Annotated in this window: 12 protein-coding genes and 1 pseudogene; 7 read left to right on the top strand and 6 right to left on the bottom strand. The window is 59.6% G+C overall.

Going from position 1 to position 21,071, the window contains the following annotated elements:
• Positions 1–239: 239 nt before the first annotated feature.
• Positions 240–3,728, bottom strand: coding sequence for a chromosome segregation protein SMC (gene smc / locus ACIP1X_RS18500; protein ID WP_400754146.1), 3,489 nt, complete (start codon positions 3,726–3,728; stop codon positions 240–242).
• A gap of 2 nt (positions 3,729–3,730) precedes the next feature.
• Positions 3,731–4,390, bottom strand: a complete 660-nt coding sequence (locus ACIP1X_RS18495; RefSeq protein WP_053118751.1) for a GntR family transcriptional regulator — start codon at positions 4,388–4,390, stop codon at positions 3,731–3,733.
• 290 nt (positions 4,391–4,680) lie between these two features.
• Here ACIP1X_RS18495 and xdhA point away from each other — a divergent pair, with 290 nt between their 5' ends.
• From xdhA to guaD, 4 genes are all read left to right on the top strand, one after another.
• Positions 4,681–6,135, top strand: coding sequence for a xanthine dehydrogenase small subunit (gene xdhA, locus ACIP1X_RS18490; RefSeq protein WP_400754143.1), 1,455 nt, complete (start codon positions 4,681–4,683; stop codon positions 6,133–6,135).
• Positions 6,128–8,521 carry a xanthine dehydrogenase molybdopterin binding subunit gene (xdhB, locus tag ACIP1X_RS18485; protein ID WP_400754141.1) on the top strand — a complete coding sequence of 798 codons (2,394 nt, stop codon included), beginning with the start codon at positions 6,128–6,130 and terminating at the stop codon, positions 8,519–8,521. Before xdhA ends, xdhB begins: the two co-directional genes overlap by 8 nt.
• A gap of 127 nt (positions 8,522–8,648) precedes the next feature.
• Positions 8,649–9,506 (top strand): xanthine dehydrogenase accessory protein XdhC, encoded by an 858-nt coding sequence (gene xdhC, locus ACIP1X_RS18480; protein ID WP_158955213.1) that lies wholly within the window; start codon positions 8,649–8,651, stop codon positions 9,504–9,506.
• 13 nt (positions 9,507–9,519) lie between these two features.
• On the top strand, positions 9,520–10,824 hold the full coding sequence (gene guaD, locus ACIP1X_RS18475) for a guanine deaminase (RefSeq protein ID WP_400754139.1): 1,305 nt from the start codon (positions 9,520–9,522) through the stop codon (positions 10,822–10,824).
• Positions 10,825–10,983: 159 nt separating this feature from the next.
• On the opposite strand, the gene ACIP1X_RS18470 is transcribed toward guaD, so the two are convergent.
• The gene (locus ACIP1X_RS18470) at positions 10,984–11,748 is read right to left on the bottom strand and encodes a GntR family transcriptional regulator (protein ID WP_212544344.1); all 765 of its coding nucleotides are present in this window, start codon (positions 11,746–11,748) and stop codon (positions 10,984–10,986) included.
• Positions 11,749–12,107: 359 nt separating this feature from the next.
• Here ACIP1X_RS18470 and ACIP1X_RS18465 point away from each other — a divergent pair, with 359 nt between their 5' ends.
• A complete protein-coding gene (locus ACIP1X_RS18465; RefSeq protein ID WP_400754137.1) occupies positions 12,108–13,298 on the top strand; it encodes a benzoate/H(+) symporter BenE family transporter in 1,191 nt (396 codons plus the stop codon).
• A gap of 135 nt (positions 13,299–13,433) precedes the next feature.
• Here ACIP1X_RS18465 and ACIP1X_RS18460 read toward each other — a convergent pair whose 3' ends face one another.
• The gene (locus ACIP1X_RS18460) at positions 13,434–13,778 is read right to left on the bottom strand and encodes a YggL family protein (protein WP_007916365.1); all 345 of its coding nucleotides are present in this window, start codon (positions 13,776–13,778) and stop codon (positions 13,434–13,436) included.
• 233 nt (positions 13,779–14,011) lie between these two features.
• On the opposite strand from ACIP1X_RS18460, the gene dacB reads away from it, so the two are divergent.
• Positions 14,012–15,472, top strand: coding sequence for a D-alanyl-D-alanine carboxypeptidase/D-alanyl-D-alanine-endopeptidase (gene dacB / locus ACIP1X_RS18455; protein WP_053118738.1), 1,461 nt, complete (start codon positions 14,012–14,014; stop codon positions 15,470–15,472).
• 190 nt (positions 15,473–15,662) lie between these two features.
• Here dacB and ACIP1X_RS18450 read toward each other — a convergent pair whose 3' ends face one another.
• Together ACIP1X_RS18450 and rlmKL are read right to left on the bottom strand one after the other, a co-directional pair.
• On the bottom strand, positions 15,663–18,044 hold the full coding sequence (locus ACIP1X_RS18450; protein WP_400754134.1) for a diguanylate cyclase: 2,382 nt from the start codon (positions 18,042–18,044) through the stop codon (positions 15,663–15,665).
• 145 nt (positions 18,045–18,189) lie between these two features.
• On the bottom strand, positions 18,190–20,460 hold the full coding sequence (rlmKL, locus tag ACIP1X_RS18445; protein ID WP_400754131.1) for a bifunctional 23S rRNA (guanine(2069)-N(7))-methyltransferase RlmK/23S rRNA (guanine(2445)-N(2))-methyltransferase RlmL: 2,271 nt from the start codon (positions 20,458–20,460) through the stop codon (positions 18,190–18,192).
• 532 nt (positions 20,461–20,992) lie between these two features.
• Between rlmKL and ACIP1X_RS18440 the strand changes: the two are divergent.
• Positions 20,993–21,071 (top strand): annotated as a pseudogene (locus tag ACIP1X_RS18440) (ribosome modulation factor); the annotation flags it as partial.

Below are 21,071 nucleotides of genomic sequence, written 5' to 3'. Positions count from 1 at the left end.
AAATGCTGAAAAATAAGGGGTTTACACTGTGCAAACCGCTTTAAAACGTGGCGCCAACTCTATGTTCTGACAGGCGTTTTGCCCACGTATACGAAAATTTGACATTAAACTAGCACGACCAAAGGCAACTTTACACCGTCTGTCGAAATCGCTGCGCAAATTGTGGGCTCGCTTCGCTCAGGCTTCGAGCCGTAAGCTTCTAGCTTGTAGCTCAAAGCTTGTCGCTCGTAGCTGCGCCGCTAGGCGTCCACCATCGCCATCGCCTCCTCGACATCCACCGCCACCAGTCGCGAACAACCCGGTTCATGCATCGTTACGCCCATCAACTGTTCGGCCATTTCCATGGCGATTTTGTTGTGGGTGATATAGATGAACTGCACGGTCTGCGACATCTCTTTGACCAAGCGTGCGTAGCGTCCAACGTTAGCGTCATCCAGCGGCGCGTCAACCTCATCGAGCATGCAGAACGGCGCCGGGTTCAACTTGAAGATCGCAAAAACCAGTGCCAATGCGGTCAGGGCTTTTTCCCCGCCGGAGAGCAAATGGATGGTGCTGTTCTTCTTCCCCGGCGGCTGCGCCATGATCGTTACCCCTGTATCGAGTAGATCTTCGCCCGTCAGTTCCAAATACGCGCGCCCGCCACCGAAAACTTTTGGGAAAAGCGCCTGTAAACCGCCATTGATCTGATCAAAGGTATCTTTGAAGCGGTTACGGGTTTCCTTGTCGATCTTGCGGATAACGTTTTCCAGCGTCTCCAGTGCTTCGACCAGATCAGCGTCCTGCGCATCCAGATAACGTTTGCGTTCAGACTGCTGCGTGTATTCGTCGATGGCCGCGAGGTTGATCGCGCCCAGGCGTTGAATCCGCGCATTGATGCGTTCGAGTTCTTCTTCGGCTTCGCGTTCACTGGCTTGCGCGGTTAATGTCGCGAGCACGCCGTTGAGATCGTAGCCGTCTTCGAGCAATTGATCCTGCAAGGCCTTGCGGCGCACGGTCAGGGCTTGCCATTCCATGCGCTGCTGTTCGAGTTGGCCGCGAATCAATTGCGATTGTTGTTCAGCCTGAGTCCGGCGTTTTTCCGCGTCGCGCAATTCGCGGTCAGCGTCTTCCAGGGCGATCTGCGCGGTCTTGAGTTCTTCGTCGACGGTCATGCGCTTGTCGAGCAGCTCTTCGAGTTTCAGGCGCAGCTCTTCCAGCGGCGCCTCGCCCTCCTCCAGGTTCAGACTCAACTGTTCGCGCTTTTCAGTCAGGCGCTCGGACTGCATTTCCAGACGCTCCAGCGCCTGACGCGTGGAGTCATGCTGCGCGCGCAACGAGCCGAGACGCACGGCCAATTGATGGGCGTGATCCTTATGCTGCCGCGCTTCCTGACGCACACGATCAAGGCGTTCGCGCAGGCTGTCACGCTGGGCCAGCAACAACTCGCGCTGTTCGGTGTCCAGCGCCATGGCATCCAGCGCTTCCTGCAAGTGCATGCGCGCTTCGCCGACTTGTTCGTGCTCAAGCTCACGCTGTTCGCCGAGTTCGATCAACTCTTCATCGAGACGCGTGCGACGCAAGGTCAACTGTTCAGCCTTGGCTTTGCCGGCGGACAACTGAGCTTTCAGTTCGCCTTGCTGGCGCGCTTCGTCTTGCAGCAAACGACGCAAATGTTCGCGACCGTTTTCCTGCTGACGCTGTTGCGCACGCAGGGTTTGCAGACGGGTTTCCATGGCTTCGACGGTGGTTTCTTTCTCTTCGCGTTCGAGGTGCAGCGCTTCGATTTCCTGACCACGGGCGAGCATGCCGCTCTCCGCTTCACTGGCACGTCGTACGCGCAGGAAATGCCGACCAACCCAATAACCGTCGCGACTGATCAAGCTCTCGCCAGCGCTCAACTGCCCGCGTAAAGCCAAGGCTTGCTCAAGGCTGTCGACCGGTTTGACCTGACCGAGCCATGGCGACAGATCGATCTGCGCGTCGACTTTATCCAGCAAGCTGCCCGCCACCCGCACGCCATCGCTGGCCGGGCTGAGCAGACGCAGATCACCCTGAGTAAAACCGGACAAATCGAAGCCACTGAAGTCGTCGACCAGCACCGCTTGCAGATCGGCGCCGAGCACGGTTTCCACCGCCAATTCCCAACCGGCCTCGACCTTCAAACCTTCAGCCAGGCGCGGACGCTCGGCGAGGTTGTGCTCCTTCAGCCACTCGGCAGTGCCGGTGCCCGGATCGAGCGCTGCTTGCTGCAACGCTTCAAGGGATGCGAGGCGACCATTGAGGCGCTGCAAATCGCCCTGCGCCTGCTGCTGCGCGGTCAGCGCTTGCTGCAATTCCTGACGCAGTTGTTCGAGTTTTTCGACCTGCGCTTCTTCGCTGGTCTGCAAATCTTCGAGGGTCGCTTCGGACTCGGCGAGCTGCTCGTTGAGCTCCATGATCGCCGCGTCTTCCGGGTCGGCCGAGAGCAACGCGCGCTCTTCGCCGAGACGCTTTTGCCGATCGGCGAGGCGCTCCATGCTGGCTTCCAGCTGCTGGATGCGCGACTGCTGCACCTCAGCCTGACGGCGCGGTTCGGCGGCAGTCAGGTTGAAAGCGTCCCACTGCTCCTGCCAGCCGTGCATGACGCTTTCGGAATCTTCCAGCGCCGCAGCGGCTTCTTCGGCGGCCGCACTGGTGACTTCTTGCTCGGGGGTGAGCATGTCCAGCTCTTCGCCGAGGGTCAGCAGCAGCGTGCGGTCGTGGCCCAGATGCGATTCGGTTTCGAGACGGGCGCGCTCGGCTTCTTTCAGATCGTCCTGCAACTGCCGCAGTCGTTGCTGGCCGTGCTGGATGCTTTGCTCGACCCGGGCGATATCACCGCCGACCGAATAGAAGCGCCCTTGCACCAGATTGAAGCGCTCGGACAGATCATGGTGACCGTCGCGCAAGCGTTCGATGGCCGCGTCAGCATTACGCTGCTCGGCGATCAAGGCTTCGAAACTGATTTCCTGGGTGCCGATGATCGACTCGCGCTGACCGACCTGATCATTCAGATCCTGCCAGCGCAGGGCCGACAGTTGCGCCTTGAGCTGACGCTCCTCGGCTTTGAATTCTTGGTACTTCTTCGCCGCTTCGGCCTGACGGTGCAGGCGTTCGAGTTGACGCTCGAGCTCATCGCGCAAGTCAGTCAGACGCGCGAGGTTTTCGTGGGTGCGGCGGATGCGGTTTTCGGTCTCGCGACGGCGCTCTTTATATTTCGAGATGCCGGCGGCTTCTTCAATAAAGTTACGCAGGTCTTCGGGCTTGGATTCGATCAGCTTGGAGATCATCCCCTGCTCGATGATCGAGTAGCTGCGCGGACCGAGACCGGTGCCGAGGAAGATATCGGTGATGTCGCGACGACGGCATTTGGTGCCGTTGAGGTAATACGTGGTCTGGCTGTCGCGGGTAACTTTGCGGCGAATCGAGATTTCGGCGTAGGCCGCGTACTCGCCCAGCAAGGTGCCGTCGGAGTTGTCGAAAACCAGCTCGATACTGGCCTGACTCACCGGTTTGCGGCTGGTCGAGCCGTTGAAGATGACGTCGGTCATCGACTCGCCACGCAGGTTTTTCGCTGAACTTTCGCCCATCACCCAGCGAACGGCGTCGATGATGTTCGACTTGCCGCAACCATTCGGCCCGACGACCGCCGCCATGTTACTGGGGAAGTTCACCGTGGTCGGGTCGACGAAGGATTTGAATCCCGCGAGTTTGATGCACTTGAGCCGCACGCTTAAGCGCCCGTCAAGGCAGCAACCACCAGATCGCAGCTGCGCTGGCCATAAGCCGTGAGCACGATGCGGATCTGCGGCAAATCACGGGCCAGCACGGCGGCCAGCAGGCGTTCGAACAGTTCGAGGAACTCGCTCATTTCCGCCTTGCGCTGTTCGAGGGCGAGGAAGTAGGCGCGGCTCATCGCCGGCTGCAGGTTCTCGACCGTTTCTTGCAGGTAAGGATTGTTGGCAAATGGATAGGCGGCGCGCATCACGCTGAAGCTGTCATCGACAAAGCTGCGGATGTCCTGACGCTCGTAGCTGGCGGTCAGGCGCTGCTGGATCTGCACGAACGGCGCCATGTCCGACTGGACTTGCCAGCCATTGGCCACCGAGTTGCCGAGCAGGATGTACAACTCGCTCATCAGCGTGCACAGGCTCTGCACCTTGTGCGGCGTCATTTCGGTGACGTGCGCCCCACGACGCGGCAGGATCGCGATCAGGTGGCGGCGTTCGAGGATCAGCAAGGCTTCGCGGACCGAACCGCGGCTGACATTCAGTGCCAGCGTGACCTTCTGTTCCTGGATGCGCTCTCCCGGCTTCATTTCGCCACGAATGATGCGTTCGGCGAGGTGGTGAGCAATTTGCTCGGCGAGGCTGTCCGGCGCCTTGAACGTCATGGTTGTCCTTCAAACTCTATCGATCTGCACAAGCGGCGCAGTGTAGCGCAAATGCACGGTCATGGCGGAGTGCCCACTCAGCGGTTTTTGGCACGATTCCCGCAGTTTTCTTCAGAAAACCAAACAAAAAACCAGGCTGACCAATGAAGGTCAATACTGAATAGACACGTTGTTGATCGACGAAATGGATTTTCCTGACCTTTAAGTCAGAAAACCATTGACCGAAAAGTCAGACCTGCTAAATTCGGCTCAAGTCGGTTAACAACAATAATGAGTCTGCGAGGCCTTCCGTGATCCAGTTTTTACTTAACCAGGAACTCCGTAGCGAGCACGCCCTGGACCCGAATCTGACTGTGCTCAATTACCTGCGTGAACACGTTGGTAAATCGGGCACCAAAGAAGGTTGCGCCAGCGGTGACTGCGGCGCCTGCACCGTGGTGGTCGGCGAGTTGCAAACGGATGACGATGGCCGCGAACACATTCGCTATCGCAGCCTCAACTCGTGCCTGACCTTTGTCTCGTCGCTGCACGGCAAACAATTGATCAGCGTCGAAGACCTCAAGCACAAAGGTGAACTGCACAGCGTGCAGAAAGCCATGGTCGAGTGCCACGGCTCGCAGTGCGGTTTCTGCACTCCCGGCTTCGTCATGTCGCTATTCGCCCTGCAAAAGAACAGCGATGCACCCGATCACGCCAAAGCCCACGAAGCACTGGCCGGCAACCTCTGCCGTTGCACTGGCTACCGGCCGATTCTGGCGGCTGCCGAGCAATCCTGCTGCGGCAAGCAACCGGATCAGTTCGATGCCCGCGAAGCGGACACCATTGCTCGTCTGAAAGCTATCGCTCCGACCGATATCGGCGAACTGAACAGTGGCGACAAGCGCTGCCTGGTGCCGCTGACTGTCGCCGATCTGGCCGACCTTTATGACGCTTATCCCCAAGCACGTCTGCTGGCTGGCGGTACCGATCTGGCGCTGGAAGTCACCCAGTTCCACCGCACCCTGCCGGTGATGATCTACGTCGGCAACGTCGCGGAAATGAAGCGCATCGAAACCTTCGATGACCGCATCGAAATCGGCGCCGCCACTGCCCTCTCCGACTGCTACGAAGCGTTGAACGCCGAGTACCCGGACTTCGGCGAATTGCTGCACCGCTTCGCTTCCCTGCAAATCCGCAACCAGGGCACCCTCGGCGGCAACATCGGCAACGCCTCGCCGATCGGTGACTCGCCGCCGCTGCTGATCGCTCTCGGCGCGCAGGTTGTGCTGTGCAAAGGCGAAACCCGCCGCACCCTGAACCTCGACGATTACTTCATCGATTACAAAGTCACGGCCCGTCAGGAAAGTGAGTTCATCGAGAAGATCATCGTGCCGCGCGCCAGCGCCGAGCAGTTGTTCCGCGCCTACAAAGTCTCCAAGCGTCTGGACGATGACATCTCCGCCGTCTGCGCCGCGTTCAACCTGCGCGTGGAAAACGGTGTGATCACCGATGCACGCATGGCGTTTGGCGGCATGGCCGCGATCCCGAAACGCGCAGCCAACTGTGAAGCTGCGCTGATCGGTGCGCCGTTCAACAACGCTGTGGTCGAACGTGCTTGCGCCGCGCTGGCGGAAGATTTCACGCCGCTCTCGGACTTCCGCGCCAGCAAGGAATATCGCCTGCTCAGCGCGCAAAACCTGCTGCGTAAATACTTCATCGAACTGCAAACACCGCACATCGAGACTCGGGTGACCACTTATGTCTAACCATCACGGCGTAGAGAAAACTCAAGCTGAACTGGCTGAATTGTTCGCCAAGGATCTGACCTCCGGTGTCGGCCGCAGCGTCAAACACGACAGCGCCGCCAAACACGTGTCCGGTGAAGCGCAGTACATCGATGACCGCCTGGAATTTCCCAACCAGTTGCACTTGTATGCACGCATGTCAGACCGCGCCCACGCGAAAATCATCAGCATCGACACTTCGCCGTGCTACGCCTTCGAAGGCGTGCGCATCGCCATCACCCACGAAGACGTGCCGGGCCTGAAAGACATCGGCCCGCTGATGCCAGGCGACCCGCTGCTGGCCATCGATGACGTGCAGTTCGTCGGTCAACCGGTGCTCGCCGTCGCGGCGAAAGATCTGGAAACCGCGCGCAAAGCGGCAATGGCCGCGATCATCGAATACGAAGACCTCGAACCGGTGCTCGACGTGGTCGAAGCCTTGCGCAAACGCCACTTCGTCCTCGACAGCCACACCCACCAGCGCGGCGATTCGGCCTCTGCGTTGGCCACTGCTGAACACCGCATTCAAGGCACGCTGCACATCGGCGGTCAGGAACACTTCTACCTGGAGACGCAAATCTCCTCGGTAATGCCCACCGAAGACGGCGGCATGATCGTTTACTGCTCGACGCAGAACCCGACCGAAGTGCAAAAACTGGTCGCCGAAGTGCTCGACGTGTCGATGAACAAAATCGTCGTCGACATGCGCCGCATGGGCGGTGGTTTCGGCGGCAAGGAAACTCAGGCCGCCAGTCCGGCGTGCCTGTGCGCGGTGGTTGCGCACCTCACCGGTCAGCCGACCAAGATGCGCCTGCCGCGCGTTGAAGACATGCTGATGACCGGCAAGCGTCACCCGTTCTACGTCGAATACGACGTTGGCTTCGACAGCACCGGGCGCCTGCACGGGATCAACATGGATCTGGCCGGTAACTGCGGCTGCTCGCCGGACTTGTCCGCGTCGATCGTTGACCGTGCGATGTTCCACTCGGACAACTCGTACTACCTCGGCGACGCGACCATCAACGGTCACCGCTGCAAGACCAACACCGCGTCGAACACTGCTTACCGTGGTTTCGGTGGCCCGCAGGGCATGGTCGCGATCGAAGAAGTGATGGACGCGATTGCCCGTCACTTGAACGTCGATCCGCTGTCGGTGCGCAAGGCCAACTACTACGGCAAAACCGAGCGCAACGTCACCCATTACTACCAGACCGTCGAGCACAACATGCTCGAGGAAATGACCGCCGAACTGGAAGAAAGCAGCCAGTACTACGAGCGTCGCGAAGCGATCCGTCGCTACAACGCCAACAGCCCGATCCTGAAAAAAGGCCTGGCGCTGACCCCGGTGAAATTCGGTATTTCGTTTACCGCGAGCTTCTTGAACCAGGCCGGCGCGCTGATCCACATCTACACCGATGGCAGCATCCACCTTAACCACGGCGGCACGGAAATGGGCCAGGGCCTGAACACCAAAGTCGCGCAGGTCGTGGCCGAAGTGTTCCAGGTGGAAATCGATCGTGTGCAGATCACCGCGACCAACACCGACAAAGTGCCGAACACCTCGCCGACCGCCGCCTCCAGCGGCGCTGACCTGAACGGTAAAGCGGCGCAGAACGCGGCAGAAATCATCAAGAAACGTCTGGTCGAATTCGCTGCGCGTCACTTCAAAGTCACTGAAGAAGACGTTGAATTCCACAACGGCCATGTGCGGGTTCGCGACCACATCCTGACCTTTGAAGCGCTGATCCAGCAGGCGTATTTCAATCAGGTGTCGCTGTCGAGCACCGGCTTCTACAAGACCCCGAAAATCTACTACGACCGCAGCCAGGCACGCGGCCGTCCGTTCTACTACTTCGCCTTTGGCGCGGCGTGCTGCGAAGTGATCGTCGACACCCTGACCGGCGAGTACAAGATGCTGCGTACCGACATCCTGCACGACGTCGGCGCCTCGTTGAACCCGTCCATCGACATCGGTCAGGTTGAGGGTGGCTTCATCCAGGGCATGGGCTGGCTGACCATGGAAGAGCTGGTCTGGAACAACAAAGGCAAGCTGATGACCAACGGCCCGGCCAGCTACAAGATCCCGGCCGTGGCGGACATGCCGCTGGATCTGCGGGTGAAACTGGTGGAAAACCGCAAGAACCCGGAAGACACGGTGTTCCATTCCAAGGCTGTCGGTGAACCACCGTTCATGCTCGGGATTGCGTCGTGGTGTGCGATCAAGGATGCCGTGGCGAGCCTCGGGGATTACAAGCATCAGCCGCAGATTGATGCGCCGGCGACGCCGGAGCGGGTGTTGTGGGGTTGTGAGCAGATGCGGCAGTTGAAAGCGGTGAAAGCCGTCGAAGCTGAAACCGAGGTTGTTTGATGATCGTTCCCACGCTCTGCGTGGGAATGCAGCCCCGCGACGCTCTGCGTCGCATCCTGAACAGCGGACGCGGAGCGTCCAGTGATGCATTCCCACGCAGAGCGTGGGAACGATCTGAGAGGTGTGTATGTACAACTGGATCGACGCCCTCGCCGACCTGCAGAACCAGGGCGAACCCTGTGTGCTGGTGACGATCATCGAAGAACTCGGCTCGACGCCACGCAACGCCGGCTCGAAAATGGTCATCAGCGCCAACCAGAGCTTCGACACCATCGGTGGCGGGCATCTGGAATACAAAGCCATGCAGATCGCCCGCGAGATGCTCGCCAGCGGTAAGCAGGACACCCATCTGGAGCGTTTCAGCCTCGGCGCGAGTCTTGGCCAGTGCTGCGGCGGCGCCACCGTGTTGCTGTTCGAACCGATGGGCCAGGTGCAGGCGCAAATCGCCGTGTTCGGTGCCGGCCACGTCGGCCGCGCTTTGGTGCCGCTGCTCGCCAGCCTGCCCTGCCGGGTGCGCTGGATCGATTCGCGTGATGCTGAATTCCCCGAACACATCCCCCACGGCGTGCGTAAAATCGTCGCCGAAGAGCCTGTGGATGAAATCGATGACCTGCCCGCCGGCAGTTATTGCATCGTCATGACCCACAACCATCAGCTCGACCTTGAACTCACTGCCGCGATTCTCAAACGCAACGACTTCGCCTACTTCGGCCTGATTGGTTCGAAGACCAAACGCGCGAAGTTCGAACACCGTCTGCGTGATCGCGGTTTCGACAGTGGCGTCGTGCAACGCATGCGCTGCCCGATGGGCATCGGCGAAGTCAAAGGCAAACTGCCTGTGGAAATCGCCATCTCCATCGCCGGCGAAATCATCGCCACCTATAACGCCAACTTCGGCCAGCAGACTGCCAGCGCCGAACCGATTGCCAAACTGCTGCCGGTTTCGCGGCGCAGTCAGGCCGCCAAACTCAAAGCCTCAAACTGATTAGAGAACCCTCATGCCTCTGACTCGCAAAGCCTACCGCGCCGCCATCCTGCACAGCATTGCCGACCCCGCCGAAGTCGGGATCGAAGCCTCCTACGAGTATTTCGAGGACGGCCTGCTGGTGGTCGATGGCGGCAAGATCAGCGCCCTTGGCCACGCCAGTGATTTGCTGCCGACCCTGCCGGCGGACATCGAAATCACCCAGTATCAGGACGCCCTGATCACCCCGGGCTTCATCGACACGCACATTCACTTTCCGCAAACCGGCATGGTCGGTGCCTACGGCGAACAACTGCTCGACTGGCTGAACACCTACACCTTCCCGTGCGAAAGCCAGTTCGGCGACAAATCCCACGCTGATGACGTCGCCGACATCTTCATCAAGGAACTGCTGCGCAACGGCACCACCACCGCGCTGGTGTTCGGCAGCGTGCATCCGCAGTCGGTGAATTCGTTCTTTGAAAAGGCAGAGCAGCTCGACCTGCGCATGATCGCCGGCAAGGTGATGATGGATCGCAACGCGCCGGATTATCTGACCGATACCGCCGAATCCAGCTACGTCGAAAGCAAGGCGCTGATCGAGCGCTGGCACGGCAAGGGTCGCTTGCACTACGCGGTGACCCCGCGTTTCGCACCGACCAGCACCCCGGAACAACTGACCCTCGCCGGGCAACTGCTGACTGAATACCCGGATCTGTACATGCAGACCCACATCAGCGAGAACCTCAAGGAAATCGAGTGGGTCAAGGAGCTGTTCCCGGAGCGCAAGGGCTACCTCGACGTTTACGACCACTACAAATTGCTCGGCGAGCGCTCGGTGTTTGCCCACGGCGTACACCTGTGCGACGACGAATGCGCGCGTCTGGCGGAAACCGGCTCGGCGATCTCGTTCTGCCCGACGTCGAACTTCTTCTTGGGTAGCGGACTGTTCAATCTACCGATGGCCGAGAAGCACAAACTCAACGTCGGCCTGGGCACTGACGTCGGCGGCGGCACCAGTTTCTCGCTGCTGCAAACGCTGAACGAAGCGTACAAAGTGATGCAACTGCAAGGGGCGCGACTGAGCCCGTTCAAGTCGCTGTATCTGGCGACGCTGGGTGGCGCGCGGGCGCTGCGCCTGGAAGACAAGATCGGCAACCTGCAACCGGGTTCCGACGCTGACTTCCTGGTGCTGGACTACAACGCTACACCGCTGCTGAGCTATCGCTTGAAGCAGGCCAACAACATTGCCGAGTCGTTGTTTGTGTTGATGACGCTGGGTGATGATCGTACGGTGCAGCAGACGTATGCGGCGGGTGCGCTGGTGCATCAGCGCTAAGCTTTTTCCAAGGCATAAAAAAATCCCCCGGTGGTGTACACCCCGGGGGATTTTTTGTTGCCTGTCAGATCGCCTTCGCGAGCAAGCCCGCTCCCACAGGGGGAATGCATTTCAAATGTGGGAGAGGGCTTGCTCGCGAAGGGGCCGACTCGGTATCACTTAGAGCTTGGCGCTCGAGCGCCCTGGCTTCTTGGTCTGCAACAAATGCGAAAACACCGCATGCAAATCATCCGACGCGCTTTCTTCATCGAGGTTGAGCTTGCTGTCAATGTGATCCATGTGATGCATCATCAAACGCACCGCCAGATCGCCGTCGCGCTTTTCAATCGCGTCGATCAACTGGGTGTGTTCGTCGTAGGAACAGTGCGAACGGTTGCCGCTTTCATACTGGGCAATGATCAGCGATGTCTGCGACACCAGGCTGCGCTGGAAGCTGATCAACGGCGCGTTCATCGCCGCTTCCGCGAGTTTCAGGTGGAATTCGCCCGACAGACGAATACCGGCGCCGCGATCACCGCGCGAGAAGCTGTCGCGCTCATCGTTGACCATCTGGCGCAGTTCGGCGATCTGCTCGGCGGTGGCGTGTTGCACCGCCAGCTCAGTGATCGCGCGCTCGACCAGACGACGGGCGAGGAACACCTGACGCGCCTCCTCGACACTCGGGCTGGCGACGACGGCGCCACGGTTCGGCCGCAACAGCACCACGCCCTCATGGGCCAGACGCGACAGCGCGCGGCGAATGATGGTGCGGCTGACCCCAAAGATTTCCCCCAGCGCTTCTTCGCTCAACTTGGTGCCGGGCGCCAGACGCTGTTCGAGGATGGCCTCGAAGATATGCGCGTAGACAATATCGTCCTGGGTTCCGCTGCGGCCGGCTTTGCCTGCTCGCGGTTGTTTCTTGAGGGGTTGCAACTGTTCGTTCATGGGCACTCGAGTCGGGAGAACTGCGGCGAATAGACCGTGACTGTAATACGGCACAGTAGGTCGCTGGCAAGTATCGCGTAAAAAACACCGCGATTGTACACAATGGATGGTGGCAACACGACTGTACGGCTGTTTGTGAGTTCGGCTGTATTGCAACGATCCGTTACGATTGAGTTTAGGCTTGATCGCAGAATCCGCCTTCAGCACACATTTCCCTGTAGGAGCCGAGCTTGCTCGCGAAGGCGGCGTGTCAGTCAATCGATATATTGGCTGATATGCCGCCTTCGCGAGCAAGCTCAGCTCCTACAAGGCTTGACGTCATGGCGGGGATCTTCATTGGTATAAGGAACACCGCCGTCATGAACGACGCCACGCACAATCAACTGCGCCCGCTGGCCGACACGTCACCATCAGCGATCGTCGCCGGTTTTATCGCGATGATGACCGGCTACACCAGCTCCCTGGTGTTGATGTTCCAGGCCGGGCAAGCGGCGGGCCTGACCAGCGGGCAGATTTCTTCGTGGATCTGGGCGATTTCGATCGGAATGGCAGTGTGTTCGATCGGCCTGTCGCTGCGCTATCGCACGCCAATCACCATCGCCTGGTCGACGCCCGGCGCGGCGTTGCTGATCACCAGCCTGGGCGGCGTCAGTTACGGCGAAGCCATTGGCGCCTACATCACTTGCGCCGTGCTGGTGACCATTTGCGGGCTGACCGGCAGCTTCGAACGGCTGGTAAAAAAGATCCCGGCATCCTTGGCGGCGGCGTTGTTGGCGGGGATTCTGTTCAAGATCGGCAGCGAAATATTCGTCGCTGCGCAGCACCGCACAGGTTTGGTGCTGGGGATGTTTTTCACCTATTTAGTGGTCAAGCGCCTGTCGCCACGTTATGCCGTGCTAGCTGCGCTGCTGATCGGCACCGCTCTTTCGGGCTTCATGGGATTGCTGGATTTCAGCGGTTTTCATCTGGAAGTGGCGACGCCCGTGTGGACGACGCCGCATTTCTCGCTGGCGGCGACCATCAGCATCGGCATCCCGCTGTTCGTGGTGGCGATGACCTCGCAGAACATGCCCGGCATCGCCGTTTTACGCGCTGATGGCTACACCGTCCCCGCCTCGCCACTGATCACCACCACCGGCATCGCCTCGCTGTTGCTGGCACCGTTTGGCTCCCACGGCATCAACCTCGCGGCGATCAGCGCGGCGATTTGCACCGGGCCGCACGCCCATGAAGATCGCAACAAGCGCTACACGGCAGCGGTGTGGTGCGGGATTTTCTACGGGATTGCCGGGGTGTTCGGCGCGACATTGGCCGCATTGTTTGCAGCGTTGCCGAAGGAATTGGTGCTGTCGATTGCCGCGCTGGCGCTGTTTGGCTCGATCATCAATGGTTTGAGCATTGCGATGACTGAGGTGAAGGAACGGGAAGCGGCGCTGATTACCTTTATGGTCACGGCGTCGGGGTTGACGCTGTTTTCCATCGGGTCGGCGTTTTGGGGGATTGTTGCGGGGGTGTTGACGTTGGTGATTTTGAATTGGCGCAAAGCTTAAAAGCAAAGATCGCAGCCTTCGGCAGCTCCTACAGGAGATCGCGCTCCCCTGTAGGAGCTGTCGAGTGAAACGAGGCTGCGATCTTTTGATCCACCAAAAAAAACGGCGACCCTCAGGTCGCCGTTTTTTTCAGTATCACTTAGCCGCGTTGATCGGCTTTTCCGGATACCAAACGTCCAGCAACGGGCTGACTTCATACTTGGTCAGCTCGGAGCGGGTTTTCAGCCAGGCTTCAACGGCAGCGCGCTGCTCTTCGTTGACCGAGCCACGCTTCTGCAGGCAAACCAGACCGAAGTCGTCGCCGCCAACATAACCCAGACCGTTGGCTTCCATGGCTTCTTTGATGAATGCTTCGAGGAAAGCGTCAATGGCTTCTTCGGACAAGTCTTCTTTGAAGTCCAGGTTCAGTTCGAAACCCAGCTCTTGAAATTCATCAACGCACAGTTTTTTGCGCAGACGCTGGGAACGGTTAGTCGCCATTGGAACAATCCTCTTAAGTAAATACGGCGGGCACTTTACCAGTTTCAGCAATCGTTTGCCCGCCTCTCTGGACACAGAGGCCGACCGCCTGTAAAAAAATCAACGAATCGCCACCCCGAGGAAGCCACAATCGGTTACACCTTGGGGCATAATGCCGACACTTTCGTGACCACTGAGGACCTTTTCATCCATGTCCTCGTCTTTTTCCCCTCGGCTGTAGGGTTTTATTTCATATGATCAAATCGTTGCGTCCACTGTTTCTCGCCGGCCTTCTTCTGCCTCTGGCCCTGCCTGTTTCCGCTGCCACCATCAATACTTCCCTCACCCCGAACGTCGAAAAAGCCCTCAAGGCGAGCAAATTGCAACCTAGCGCCCTGTCGCTGGTGATGGTGCCGCTCGACGGGCCGGGCACGGCGACCGTTTTCAACGCCGACGTGTCGGTCAATCCGGCCTCGACCATGAAACTGGTGACCACCTACGCGGCGCTGGAAATGCTCGGCCCCAATCATCAGTGGAAAACCGAGTTCTACACCGACGGCACACTGAGCGGCGGCATCCTCAACGGCAACCTCTACCTCAAGGGTGGCGGCGATCCGAAGCTGAACATGGAAAAACTCTGGCTGCTGATGCGCGACCTGCGCGCCAACGGCGTGACGCAGATCACCGGTGATCTGGTGCTCGACCGCAACTTCTTTATCCAGCCGCAACTGCCGGAATTCAACGATGACGGCAATGATGAGAACAAGCCGTTCCTGGTCAAACCGGATTCGCTGCTGGTCAACCTCAAAGCCCTGCGCTTTGTTGCGCGCAACGACGGTGGCCGTGTACTGATCTCGGTCGAGCCGCCGATTGCCAGCATCCACATCGAAAACACCGTCAAAGCCCTGCCGTCGAAGCAATGCACCGGCGGCGTGCGCTACAACCCGGTGCCGCAAGCCGATGGCAGCGTGACCGTGACCGTTGGCGGCCAGTTGGGCGAAGGCTGCAGCTCGCAGACTTATCTGTCGCTGCTCGACCACGCGACTTACACCGCCGGCGCGGTGCGCGCGATCTGGAAAGAACTGGGCGGCAGCATTCAGGGCCGTGATCGCCTGGCGACCACGCCAAGCAACGCCAAACTGCTGGCTCGCGCTTATTCGCCGGATCTGGCCGAGATCATTCGCGACATCAACAAATACAGTAACAACACCATGGCCCAGCAACTGTTCCTGAGCCTCGGCCAGAAATTCCGCAACGACGCCGACGGCGATGATGCCAAGGCTGGGCAACGCGTCGTCCGTCAGTGGCTGGCGAAGAAAGGCATCACCGCGCCGCACCTGGTGATGGAGAACGGCTCCGGTCTGTCCCGCGCTGAACGCGTCAGCGCCCGTGAAATGGCGAACATGCTGCAAGCCGCGTGGCACAGCCCGTATGCCGCTGAATACATCAGCTCGCTGCCGATCGCCGGCACCGACGGCACCATGCGTAAACGCCTGAAAACCACCGCAATGCGCGGCGAGGCGCACGTCAAGACCGGCACCTTGAACACCGTGCGGGCGATTGCCGGCTTCAGCCGTGACGTCAATGGCAATACCTGGGCGGTGGTGGCGATCCTCAACGACAAAGCCCCGTTTGGCGCCTCGTCGGTACTCGATCAGGTGCTGCTGGATCTGTATCGCCAGCCGAAACTGCCGCAGACTGCGTCAGTGCTCTAAAAGCAAAAAAGCAAAAGATCGCAGCCTTCGGCAGCTCCTACAGGTGAACATGTAGGAACTGCCGAAGGCTGCGATCTTTTGATCGTCTGTTGGAGCAAGGCTTGCCCGCGAAGGCGTCGTATCAGTCAATGAAGTGGGTGACTGAACCGACGCTTTCGCGGGCGAGCCTTGCTCCTACAAGGGTTGGGCGTTAGCTCATCTGCTCGACGCGATCGCGGCCGCCCTGTTTTGCCGCGTACACCCCGGAATCCGCACGTAGCAGCAGCGCATCCGCGCCCTCTCCCGTGCGCCAACTGGCAATGCCGAAACTCGCCGTGACCACGCCGACCACATCCACCGGCGCGCCCCGCAAGCCCTGCCACAGCTCAACCGCCAGCATGTGCGCGTGCTCGCCGTCGATGTCTGGGCACAGCACCATGAATTCCTCGCCGCCCAAACGGCAGAACACATCGGTGCGCCGCAACCGGTGGCCAATGCGCTCGCACACCGCTTGCAACACCCGATCGCCCACGGCATGCCCGTACTGGTCGTTGATGCGTTTGAAGTGGTCGATGTCGAGCATGATCACCGACAACTCGCCGCCTCCACGCTCGACCCGGGCCATTTCAGTGGTCAGGCGTTCCTGGAAATAACGACGGTTATGAATGCCGGTCAGCGAGTCCGTCACCGACAGCGCACGCAGTTCTTCCTCGACGCGTTTGAGGTCGGAAATGTCGGAGATGTAGCCATGCCACAACACTCCGCCGCCCGGCAGCTCTTCCGGCGTTGCCTCGCCGCGCACCCAGCGCAGGCCGCGCTCGGGCAGTTGCACGCGGTATTCCTCGCGCCACGGGCTGAGGTTGTCCGCCGACTCACGGATCGAAGCGCGCACCCGCGTGGTGTCCTGCGGATGGATGCGGGTGAAGATCGCCTCGGCATTCAGTAGTAGGACATCCGGCTCCAGTTCGTAGATTTCACGAATGCCGTCACTGGCGTAAATCACGCTGAAGCGCCCGTCGAATTCCATCTTGAACTGGTAAATGCCACCGGGGACGTGGGCGCTGAGTTTCTTCAGCAACACATCCCGCGCCGCCAGCGCCTCGTGCACACGCTTGCGCTCGGTGATGTCGATGCAGATCGCCAGATGCCCGACCCAAAGCCCCTGCTCGTCGAGCACCGGGGTGGCGAGCATGTTCACTGGCAGATGACTGCCATCGCTGCGCACCAACGTCCACTCGCGCGCTTCATGACCACCGACTTCGCCGCCCTCAACCAGCATCGCGTGGCAAGTCGGAATGCTTTTGCCGTAACGCGCGCTCAACTCCGCCGAACGTGTGGCGAGTTCTCGCGGCAGATGCAGGTTTTCCAGGGTCATGTGGCCGATAACGTCAGCGCTGCTGTAACCGAGCATTTGCTCGGCGCCGGGATTAAAGGTGCTAATCACCCCGCGCAGGTCGGTGGCGATGATTGCCACTTGCGTCGCCGCGTTAAGCACCCCGCGCAACTGGCCATGGGTGCCGCGCAATTCCTGTTCGCTGGCGTGCAGCTCTTCGGTGCGCTGCTCGACCATGCGCACCGCGCGCTGACGCTGACTGACCAGCACATACAGCAGCGCACTGAGCAAAACGCTCAACAGCCCACCGAGAATCACGATGCTGCCAACCGACGAATGGTTGGCCTGCATAAACGCTTCGCTCGGCAGGATATCGACCTGATAGTCGTGATCGGCCATTCGCAACAGGCGAGTCGCAGACAAGTCACTCGGCGCCGGCTCATTGGTCGATTCGAACAACACTTCGTGCTGATCATTGGTCGACAGATCGAGAATGCGCACCGACAGATAGTCATGAAACGCGTCCGGCAAACCGTCGGCGAGCAACTGGCGCATGCTGATCACCGCCGCGACATAACCGAACGACTGCTGCTCACCCTCATGGACGACGGGAGCCACTAACAACACACCGCGTGCGTAGGACGGTTCGGTACTGACCAGGTGCAACGGTTGCGACACCGCCAGATTGTTCAACTGATCGGCACGCATCAACGTATCGCGGCGCATCGGTTGCGCGAGCAAGTCGTAACCCAACGGCGAGCCGAGCTTGCTCTGGGTCTGGCTGTACAGCACCGGCACGTATTCATCGCGAGGCGCGGCCAGTTGCAATTCACCATGGGCATTCAGTTCGCGAATGGTGAAATCGCCCAGGCCGTCATCACGCACGCGCTGCTCAAACGCCGCGCGCTCGGCGCCACTGACCTTGAGGGCGAACGAATAGGCTTGAGTACGCAGTAACAGAGGTTGGGTGTAACCGTCGAATTCGGCGCGGGACACCGATTCAGAATTGGAGAAGAAACGACGCAGACCGTCGAGGCGTTGCTCTTGATCCTCGAAGCGTTCTTCGATGCGGCTGTAACGTTCATTGGTCAGCAGCTGAAAACGCTGACGCAATTGCTGATGAAATTCGTTGTGCGTGGCCCAGGCGAGCAGCCCCGTGAGAATCCCGCCGGCGAGCAATACCAGCAGCGCGACCAGCCAGGCCGAGACTTCTTCGCTGATAAAACCCAGTATCTTCGGGCGCACGGGGTGCAACGACATAAGGACAACTCACTACGCCAATGTTCCGGGAAAAACCCCTTGGCCATGGGTTGAGTTATAGCTATTAGCCATTAATTTGGCTAGCGCTGACTGGATCCAAGAGCCTTTAAAAATCAAGGCTCTGTGGATCCAGTCTGGCGAAGCGTCAACGAGCCGTTATTTTCCAGGCGCGATGGATCTTGGTGTTGCGGGCGAAATCCGGATCAATGGTCTGTGCGCTGATTTCCTCGACCGCGTAACGCTCGGTCAGGTTCTCTTCCAACTGGAACTTGCGGAAGTTGTTCGAGAAGTACAACACGCCGCCCGGCGCCAGACGCGCCATGGCCAGGTCGATCAACTGCACCTGATCACGCTGCACGTCGAAGATGCCTTCCATGCGCTTGGAGTTGGAGAAGGTCGGCGGATCGATGAAGATCAGGTCGTACTCTTCACGGCAGCTTTCCAGCCAGACCATCACATCGCCCTGCTCCAGACGGTTCTTGTCCGAGAAGCCGTTCAGCGACAGGTTGCGGCGCGCCCAGTCGAGGTAGGTTTTCGACAGGTCGACGCTGGTGGTGCTGCGCGCGCCGCCCTTGGCCGCGTGCACGCTGGCGGTCGCGGTGTAGCAATACAGATTGAGGAAACGCTTACCCTCGGCCTCTTTCTGAATGCGCATGCGGATTGGGCGGTGATCGAGGAACAGGCCGGTGTCGAGGTAGTCGGTGAGGTTGACCAGCAACTTCACGCCGCCCTCGGTGACTTCATTGAACTTGCCCTGCGCGCTCTGACGCTCGTACTGCTTGGTGCCGCTCTGGCGCTCACGGCGTTTGACCACCACACGGCTCTTGTCGACGTTCAGCGCCTGCGGAATCGCGGCCAGTGCGTCGAACATGCGCGCCGAGGCTTTTTCCGGATCGATCGACTTCGGCGCGGCGTATTCCTGCACGTGCACCCAGTCGTGATACAGATCGATCGCCATCGCGTACTCAGGCATGTCGGCATCGTAGACGCGGTAGCAATCGATGCCTTCGCGCTTGACCCACTTGCTCATCGCCTTGAGATTTTTTTGCAGACGGTTGGCAAACATCTGCCCGCCTTCGCTCAAGCGCGGCTGCTCGATCACCGGTGCCGGGGCTGGCGTCGGTTTGATCGGGTTGCCGTTCTTGTTGAACTTGCGCTCTTGCGGCTCGTCCGGGGTCTGATCGTAAGCCGCTTGCTCACGCTCGGCCTGACGCTGTTCCGGCGTACGACGCTCGCCAGTGACGAACTGATCGGGAGTGACTTTGATCAACAGCAGTTTGCACGGCAGCGCGCCGTTCCAGAACGAATACTGTTTGTGGCTGCGGATGCCCATGCGCTTGCCGAGATCCGGCGCGCCGGTGAACACCGCTGCTTCCCAGTTCAGGCAAGCCTGACGCAGACGCTCGCCGAGGTTCTGGTAGAGGTACAAAAGGCTGGCTTCGTCACCGAGACGCTCGCCGTACGGCGGGTTGCAGATGACCAGACCTTTCTGGTTCTGATCCGGACGCGGCTCGAAGGTCGCGACTTCGCCCTGGTAGATCTTGATCCAATCGCTCAGACCGGCGCGCTCAACGTTGTTGCGACCCGGTTGAATCAAACGCGGATCGGCTTCGTAACCGCGAATCCACAGCGGTGGCTTGGCCAGACCGGCAGCGGCGCGTTCAGCGGCTTCTTCATGCAGTTTTTTCCACAGCGCTGGCACGTGACCGAGCCAAGCGGTGAAACCCCACTGCTCACGACGCAGGTTCGGCGCCATATCGGCGGCGATCATCCCCGCTTCGACGAGGAACGTACCCACACCGCACATCGGGTCAGCCAGCGCGCCGCCTTCGGCCGCAATGCGTGGCCAGCCGGAACGGATCAGGATCGCTGCCGCGAGGTTTTCCTTCAGCGGCGCCGCGCCCTGCTGCAAGCGATAGCCGCGCTGGTGCAGGCTGTGGCCGGAGAGGTCGAGGGAGAGAATTGCTTCACCGCGATCCAGACGCAGGTGAATGCGCAGATCCGGGTTGAGCTTGTCGATCGACGGACGGTCGCCCTGCGGCGTACGCAGTTTGTCGACGATGGCATCTTTGACCTTCAGCGCGCCGAAGTGGGTGTTGTCGATGCCCGAGCCGTGGCCGCTGAATTCAACAGCCAGAGTGCCGTCGCTGAGCATGTGATCCTGCCACTCGACGTCGAGGACGCCGTGGTACAGGTCTTCGGCGTCCTTCATCGGGAAGCGTTTGAGCACCAGCAACACGCGGTTGGCCAGACGCGACCAGAGGCACAGGCGATAAGCGGTTTCCATGGTCGCCATGCCACGCACGGCGGAGGTGTGCTCGCGCGCTTCTTCAAGGCCAAGCCCGACGGCTTCCTCGATGAGCAGGCCTTCAAGGCCTTTAGGGCAAGTGAGGAAGAGTTCGAAACTGTCGGACATGGTATTTACAAAGCCTTTGGCTAGTGAATCGGCAACGCATTGCCGATCCGGTTTTCAATCAGGCGCTTTTCTAAAAGAACGCCCGCGTGGCACGAAGGTGTGCCGTTCCATCCCCGCTGCTCGGGTTAAAAGAGCTTAGATGCAAGGACAGATAAAAAAGTTGGAGTAACAAAAAGTCTTAAAGCGACCCTTCGTCGAATAGTATCCCAGCGCAAACGTTGGTCATTCTCACTAAAGAATTAAGCCCATCATCCAGCGCGGGGCCGATCATACCGGGGTTTGCTCAATAAACGTTCAATAAATACGCGGTTACTTATCGCTATAGCACCCTTTTCGTTACGTCCTTATGACAAAACGGTCATTCCATCGCTGTGACTCATTGGTTAGAACTGACCACAGGTTGACGTCGCAACGGCGTCAACACCTTGGCTCGCCACGCCGGCAGCGAGCCGCACCACGGCAGAGTTTTTTCTGCCAGACCTCGATTGAGGTCGACGCGACACAAACAGTCAACAAGTGAGGGCAACACCCTATGAGAAGACTTAAGCGTGATCCGTTGGAAAGAGCATTTTTGCGCGGATATCAATATGGCGTTGGTGGCAAATCCCGTG

The sequence above is a fragment of the Pseudomonas sp. NPDC088885 genome (genome assembly GCF_044750025.1).
Classification (GTDB): domain Bacteria; phylum Pseudomonadota; class Gammaproteobacteria; order Pseudomonadales; family Pseudomonadaceae; genus Aquipseudomonas; species Aquipseudomonas rustica.
Note: the sequence above shows the minus strand (reverse complement) of the source record. Positions and strands in the feature narration are given on the sequence as shown.

Excerpts from the sequence above, each read along its gene's own strand:
- xdhC (WP_158955213.1), top strand. The coding sequence starts at position 8,649 with ATGTACAACTGGATCGACGCCCTCGCCGACCTGCAGAACCAGGGCGAA.
- guaD (WP_400754139.1), top strand. The coding sequence starts at position 9,520 with ATGCCTCTGACTCGCAAAGCCTACCGCGCCGCCATCCTGCACAGCATT.
- ACIP1X_RS18465 (WP_400754137.1), top strand. The coding sequence starts at position 12,108 with ATGAACGACGCCACGCACAATCAACTGCGCCCGCTGGCCGACACGTCA.
- dacB (WP_053118738.1), top strand. The coding sequence starts at position 14,012 with ATGATCAAATCGTTGCGTCCACTGTTTCTCGCCGGCCTTCTTCTGCCT.
- ACIP1X_RS18460 (WP_007916365.1), bottom strand. The coding sequence starts at position 13,778 with ATGGCGACTAACCGTTCCCAGCGTCTGCGCAAAAAACTGTGCGTTGAT.
- ACIP1X_RS18450 (WP_400754134.1), bottom strand. The coding sequence starts at position 18,044 with ATGTCGTTGCACCCCGTGCGCCCGAAGATACTGGGTTTTATCAGCGAA.
- xdhB (WP_400754141.1), top strand. The coding sequence starts at position 6,128 with ATGTCTAACCATCACGGCGTAGAGAAAACTCAAGCTGAACTGGCTGAA.
- ACIP1X_RS18470 (WP_212544344.1), bottom strand. The coding sequence starts at position 11,748 with ATGAACGAACAGTTGCAACCCCTCAAGAAACAACCGCGAGCAGGCAAA.
- rlmKL (WP_400754131.1), bottom strand. The coding sequence starts at position 20,460 with ATGTCCGACAGTTTCGAACTCTTCCTCACTTGCCCTAAAGGCCTTGAA.
- ACIP1X_RS18495 (WP_053118751.1), bottom strand. The coding sequence starts at position 4,390 with ATGACGTTCAAGGCGCCGGACAGCCTCGCCGAGCAAATTGCTCACCAC.